The following is a 6,070-nucleotide window of genomic DNA, read 5'->3' as shown; positions in this document are numbered from 1 at the left end:
GGTATGTTGACGAACTGGAAAACTCTTCTCCAATCTATCAACCGTTTAAAAGATCTTCAGTCTCAATCTCAAGACGGTACTTTTGCTAAGCTTACTAAACGTGAAGCTTTAGAACGTACTCGTGAGATGGACAAGCTTGAACGTGCTTTAGGCGGCGTTAAAAACATGGGTGGTTTACCTGACGCATTATTTGTAATCGACGTTGATCACGAAGCGATTGCAATCAAAGAAGCGAAAAACTTAGGTATTCCTGTAATCGGTATCGTTGATACAAACTCTAACCCAGACAACGTTGATTACGTTATTCCGGGTAATGATGATGCGATCCGTGCAGTGACTTTGTATGCTTCTGCTATGGCTGATGCGATTCTTGCTGGTAAAGAATATGCTCAATCACAAGCAAATGCACAAGCAAAAGGCGATGACGCTGCTAAAGATGCTTCTGAGGCTTAATGCGTTTTGACGCAAGCTTGTCATTTTTGCGACATGTAATGGTGGCAAATTAAAGCGTCGAGATTGCAAACGGCCCAGAGTTTCTTTGGGCCGTTTTTGTTGAACAGATTTATTTTCTACCGATTTTAGGAGATCAACATGACTGCAGTTACTGCGAGCATGGTAAAAGAATTACGTGACCGTACTGGTCTTGCGATGATGGAATGTAAAAAAGCATTAACAGAAGCAGGCGGCGACATCGAACTTGCGATTGATAACCTTCGTAAATCAGGTCAAGCAAAAGCTGCTAAAAAAGCAGGTAATATTGCTGCTGATGGCGCGATCACGATCATTCAAAACGGTAACAAAGCGATTCTTGTTGAAGTTAACTGTCAAACTGACTTCGTTGCTAAAGACGAAAACTTCAAAAACTTCTCTGATAAAGTTGCTACTGCTGCACTTGCTGCTGGCGAAACTGATGCTGCAAAAATTGCTGAACTTAAGCTTGAAGACGGCGCCACAGTAGAAGAAGCACGTGTTGCACTTGTTCAAAAAATCGGTGAAAACATTCAAGTTCGTCGCGCTCAAATTGTTGAAGGCGAAAACTTGGCTGTGTACAAACACGGTTTAAAAATCGGTGTTGTTGTTGCTTACACTGGTGATGCTGATACAGGTAAAGGTATTGCTATGCACGTAGCTGCATTCAACCCAGTTGCTGTAAATGCTGAAGCTGTTTCTGCTGACTTAATCGCTAAAGAGAAAGAAATTGCTGAAGCGAAAGCATTAGAATCTGGTAAGCCTGCGAACATCGTTGAGAAAATGGTAACTGGTTCAATTGAAAAATATTTGAACGAAGTTGCGCTTGATCGTCAAATGTATGTAATCGATAACGACAAAAAAGTTGCTGATGTATTGAAAGCGACTGGTACAGTTGTTGTTCAATTCGTTCGTTTCGAAGTAGGCGAAGGTATTGAGAAGAAAGCTGAAATGAGCTTTGCTGACGAAGTTGCTGCTGCTCAAGCTGCTGCTGCTCAATAATTTTTACTGAATAAGTAAAAGTTATAAAAGCCCAGTCATTTTTGGCTGGGTTTTTTATTGGGAACAAAAAAATCATTTTAGGTAAACTAATACCAGAACATGTCACAAAAGAATTTTTCGATCTTATTATAAATAAATGCGTAATGGATGAAAATTAACCCCATCTTCATTAAAAACTCAATATATTGGGCTTAACTATACAGATTGCTTTGGAGCTGGATATGTCTAAACCTATACTAAAAATTATTTTCGGTGCACTTTTTTTGTCATGCTTACCTCTAACCGTTTATGCAACGGTTGGCGGACCACAGCATATAGAAGTTTTAGGGTTGGATCGAAAGGCCCAAAAGATTTATCTGATGCGACATTTTGAAGACGGTCGGGGTCGTTTACCTCAGCTCTATTATTATCAATTAAATAGTGCTAATCCGACGAAACTTATTCAAGTTCATTCGCTTTATCTTAATCCCAAAAATAAATTAATTGATTATGATCAAGAGAGTACGCAATTTGATAGAGAAATTAAGAAAATTCAAAAGCGTTTACTTTCACTTCAACCTGTACACAACCGTAATGCTCACATTCAAATATTAACCACGAAAAAGGGAACGGCAGAGGCATGGTATGACCCACAAGAATCCATTGATAAATGGTCTTATCAATATCGGGTTAAAAGCTTCCGTCTAAAAAGTACATTACAAACAGCTAACAGTTACAAGCAAGGGTTGAATATATCTAGAGTCTATAAAGTGCCTCACAGTAATAATGTGCTTGTGACAGTCAAATACCTTGGTATCCCTTTTGAAACGGGTTATAGCATTGAAGATCCAATATTATTGACTAAATAGTAGACTTCTTTCATAAATCCCTTGCGGAACTTCAATCGTTCCTCATTCTTTCTACAGGAGAAATATGCAGGATTATGAAAGGGTCTAATATAAATTTTAAATTGTTTGGTCGCACAACGATGGCGTGTTAAACGGGTTTATTCTTCCTGCTGTTCTTTAAATTTTGCTAATGCCTCAATACGGTATTGAATCAACATTTCGCCTATTTCAGGGCCTTTAATATGTTCAGGTAGATCTTGTGCCCGAATATGTCTAACGATTTCCATCGCATCTAGCAGATATTGTGCTTGAGGATATGGGCGGTGTTCTAAACCCAAACGACCTTTGGCATCGCATTCACAGGCTTGAACAAAAGCTTTAGCTTTTTCAGGTCTACGCAGTACATCTAAGCGTTGTAAAAAACGCCATAACGTACCGGGTTTTAGATTTTTGACTTGATGACATTTCAAATGTTCTTTGCATACTGCGAGCGCTAGATTTTTAAGATAGCTAGGTACTTTTAAGCGATCACACACATCAGTCACGGGCTGTATGCCGCGTTCTTCATGCATAATATGTCTTGGTAATTCTTCAACAGGGGTGAGTGCTTTGCCTAAGTCGTGCACAAGTACAGCGAAGCGCACATCTAGCGCATAATTTGCCTGACATGCTTGTTTCAGTGCCATAAGTGTATGAATACCACAATCTATTTCAGGATGGTATTCAGGGCGTTGTGGTACACCAAATAAGGCATCGAGTTCAGGAAATAAGATTTTTAAAGCACCACAGTCTTTGAGTATTTGAAAATACACATCTGCATGATCTTCCATTAGTGCCCGAGAGGTTTCTTTCCAGACGCGTTCTGGAGTAAGGGCATTTAATTCGCCTGATTGCGCGATGTCTTGCATGAGTTGCAGTGTTTCATCCGCAATTTTAAAGTCATACGCCGCATATCGTGCAGCAAAGCGTGCAACTCGAAGCACGCGAAGTGGATCTTCGGTAAAAGCATCAGAAACATGGCGCAGAATTTTTTGGTCTAAATCTTTTTGTCCGCCATAGGGGTCATAAACCTTGCCTTGCTCATCCATTGCCATGGCATTGATGGTTAGGTCTCGGCGAATCAAATCTTCTTCTAATTTAACGCTGGTGTCTGAAAAGCATTGGAAACCATGATAACCAACTCCAGATTTACGTTCTGTACGTGCGAGTGCGTATTCTTCTTTTGTTTTGGGATGTAGAAATACAGGAAAGTCTTTACCAACAGGTTGATAACCTTCGGCGAGTAATTGCTCTGGCGTTGCACCAACCACAACATAATCTTTTTCGTGATAGGGATGCCCAAGTAAATGATCTCGAACAGCACCGCCTACTAAATAAACTTGCATGAAAAAACCTCTATTCTTCACACAATCATGCTACAGAATAGAGGTTTTCTCAAGCACTAAGCAAAGCTTTTCAGCAAAAGCTTTGCTTGTGGCGGTTAGTTTTGACTTTGTTGAATTTCAGCAACAGTCAACGCAGTCATGTTGATTAGACGGCGGGTTGTTGCTGTTGGGGTGAGGATATGAACTGGTTTGGCTGCACCCAATAAAATTGGTCCAATCGTTACATTGTTCCCAGATGTTGCTTTCAACAAGTTAAAAGAAATATTTGCTGAGTCTAGGTTTGGCATGATCAATAGGTTAGCTGAACCTTTATAGCGTGAATTTGGAAAAGCAAAGTGACGGATGTTTTCGTCAAGTGCTGCATCTCCATGCATTTCACCTTCAACTTCTAGTTCAGGCGCTTGCTCTGTAAGTAAGTGATAGACTTCACGCATTTTTTGAGCGCTAGAATCAAGTTGATCACTACCAAAACTTGAATGGGAAAGCAGTGCAACACGTGGTGTGATACCAAAACGACGTACTTCTTCCGCAGCTAAAATGGTCATTTCAGCAAGCTGTTCAGCCGTTGGGTTGGTATTCACATAAGTGTCAGCAATAAATAGGTTGCGATCTTCAAGCATTAACGCATTTAGGGTAAAGAAAGTGCTGCGACCTTCTTTTAAACCAATGACATTTTTAACGAAATCTAAATGGATATCGTAGCTTGCATAAGTACCACAGAGCATACCATCGGCTTGACCGAATTTAACCAGTAAAGCTGCGATCAGGGTTGAGCGGCGACGTGTTTCACGCTGTGCATACTCTACTGTCACGCCTTTGCGCTGCATGGTTTTATAGTAATCTTTCCAAAATTCCTCATATTGAGGATTTTTTTCTTGATCAACGATCTCGATGTTTACACCGTGTTGTAAACGCAGACCTAATTTTTTGATATTTGCTTCAATTACAGTGGTACGACCGACTAAAATTGGTTTAGCCAAACCTTCATCAACTGCGATTTGTACTGCACGTAATACGCGCTCGTCTTCACCTTCAGCGTATGCAATACGTTTAGGGTCAGTTTTCGCTTGAGCAAAAATTGGTTTCATTAAGAACGCTGAGTTATACACGAACTCAGAAAGTCTTTGACGATATGCAGAGAAATCTTCAATTGGACGAGTTGCAACACCAGAATCCATTGCTGCTTTAGCAACCGCAGGTGCGATTTCTAAAATCAAGCGCTGATCAAGTGGGCCAGGGATCAAGTAATCACGACCAAATGATACAGATTTTTCACCATAAGTAGCAGCATCAGCTTCTACGTGCGCCATACGTGCAATCGCATGTACACATGCAATTTTCATTTCTTCATTGATGGTGGTTGCACCGACATCAAGTGCACCACGGAAGATATACGGGAAGCAAAGCGCATTATTGACTTGGTTTGGATAGTCCGAACGACCTGTCGCCATAATGACATCAGGACGTACTTCATGTGCATGTTCAGGCAAGATTTCTGGATCAGGGTTAGCTAGTGCAAAGATAATCGGATTTTCAGCCATTTCTTTAACCATTTCTTTGGTTAAAATACCTGCTGCCGAAAGACCCAAGAACATATCCGCACCAGCAATCACTTCATGCAATTGTGTTGCTGCAATGTCTTGTACGTAGCGCTTTTTCGATTCATCCAGTCCTTCGCGTGAAGTGGTAAGAAGACCGCGAGAATCAGCAACAGTGATGTTGGCTTTATTCACACCAAGAGCACAAAGTAAATCTAAGCAAGACAATGCCGCAGCACCTGCACCAGACGCTACAATTTTGATTTCATCAATTTTCTTATTTACGATTTGCAAAGCATTTAATAATGCAGAGCCTACGATAATACTGGTACCGTGTTGGTCATCATGGAACACAGGAATCTTCATGCGTTCACGAAGCTTCTTCTCGATATAGAAGCATTCAGGTGCTTTGATGTCTTCTAAGTTGATACCACCAAATGTTGGTTCTAATGCTGCAACGATATCGACGATTTTGTCTGGATCATTTTCTGCGATTTCGATATCAAATACATCGACACCAGCGAACTTTTTGAAAAGTACGCCTTTACCTTCCATTACAGGTTTTGATGCTAAAGGACCAATGTTCCCTAAACCCAGTACTGCTGTACCATTACTCACGACGGCGACCAGATTACCACGTGCTGTATATTTAGCAGCAGTAGAAGGGTCCCGTTCGATTTCCAAACACGGAGCTGCAACACCAGGAGAATATGCAAGCGCTAGATCTCGTTGGTTAACGAGCTGCTTGCTAGGTGTCACACTGATTTTTCCCGGAGTAGGAAATTCATGGTAATACAAAGCGGCCTGTTTTAAAGATTGATCGTCCATCTGAGTCTCGATTGTTCCGATA

Annotated in this window: 5 protein-coding genes; 3 read left to right on the top strand and 2 right to left on the bottom strand. The window is 40.9% G+C overall.

The features are described 5' to 3' along the window. From rpsB to J2Y37_RS07095, 3 genes are all read left to right on the top strand, one after another. Positions 1-453, top strand: a 453-nt coding sequence (rpsB, locus tag J2Y37_RS07105; protein WP_349032353.1) for a 30S ribosomal protein S2, incomplete at its 5' end; no start/stop codon positions are given. 138 nt (positions 454-591) lie between these two features. Further along, positions 592-1,470 (top strand): translation elongation factor Ts, encoded by an 879-nt coding sequence (tsf, locus tag J2Y37_RS07100; protein ID WP_004670562.1) that lies wholly within the window; start codon positions 592-594, stop codon positions 1,468-1,470. 221 nt (positions 1,471-1,691) lie between these two features. Beyond that, positions 1,692-2,318 carry a hypothetical protein gene (locus tag J2Y37_RS07095; RefSeq protein ID WP_349032352.1) on the top strand — a complete coding sequence of 209 codons (627 nt, stop codon included), beginning with the start codon at positions 1,692-1,694 and terminating at the stop codon, positions 2,316-2,318. Positions 2,319-2,455: 137 nt separating this feature from the next. Here the strand turns inward: J2Y37_RS07095 and J2Y37_RS07090 are convergent, their stop codons facing one another. Both J2Y37_RS07090 and J2Y37_RS07085 read right to left on the bottom strand, forming a co-directional pair. After that, the gene (locus J2Y37_RS07090) at positions 2,456-3,682 is read right to left on the bottom strand and encodes a multifunctional CCA addition/repair protein (protein ID WP_349032351.1); all 1,227 of its coding nucleotides are present in this window, start codon (positions 3,680-3,682) and stop codon (positions 2,456-2,458) included. 95 nt (positions 3,683-3,777) lie between these two features. After that, on the bottom strand, positions 3,778-6,048 hold the full coding sequence (locus J2Y37_RS07085; RefSeq protein WP_349032350.1) for an NADP-dependent malic enzyme: 2,271 nt from the start codon (positions 6,046-6,048) through the stop codon (positions 3,778-3,780). Positions 6,049-6,070: the final 22 nt, after the last annotated feature.

The organism is Acinetobacter sp. 3657, assembly GCF_031456775.1.
Classification (GTDB): Bacteria; Pseudomonadota; Gammaproteobacteria; order Pseudomonadales; family Moraxellaceae; genus Acinetobacter.
This window is presented reverse-complemented; position numbering and strand designations above follow the sequence as displayed.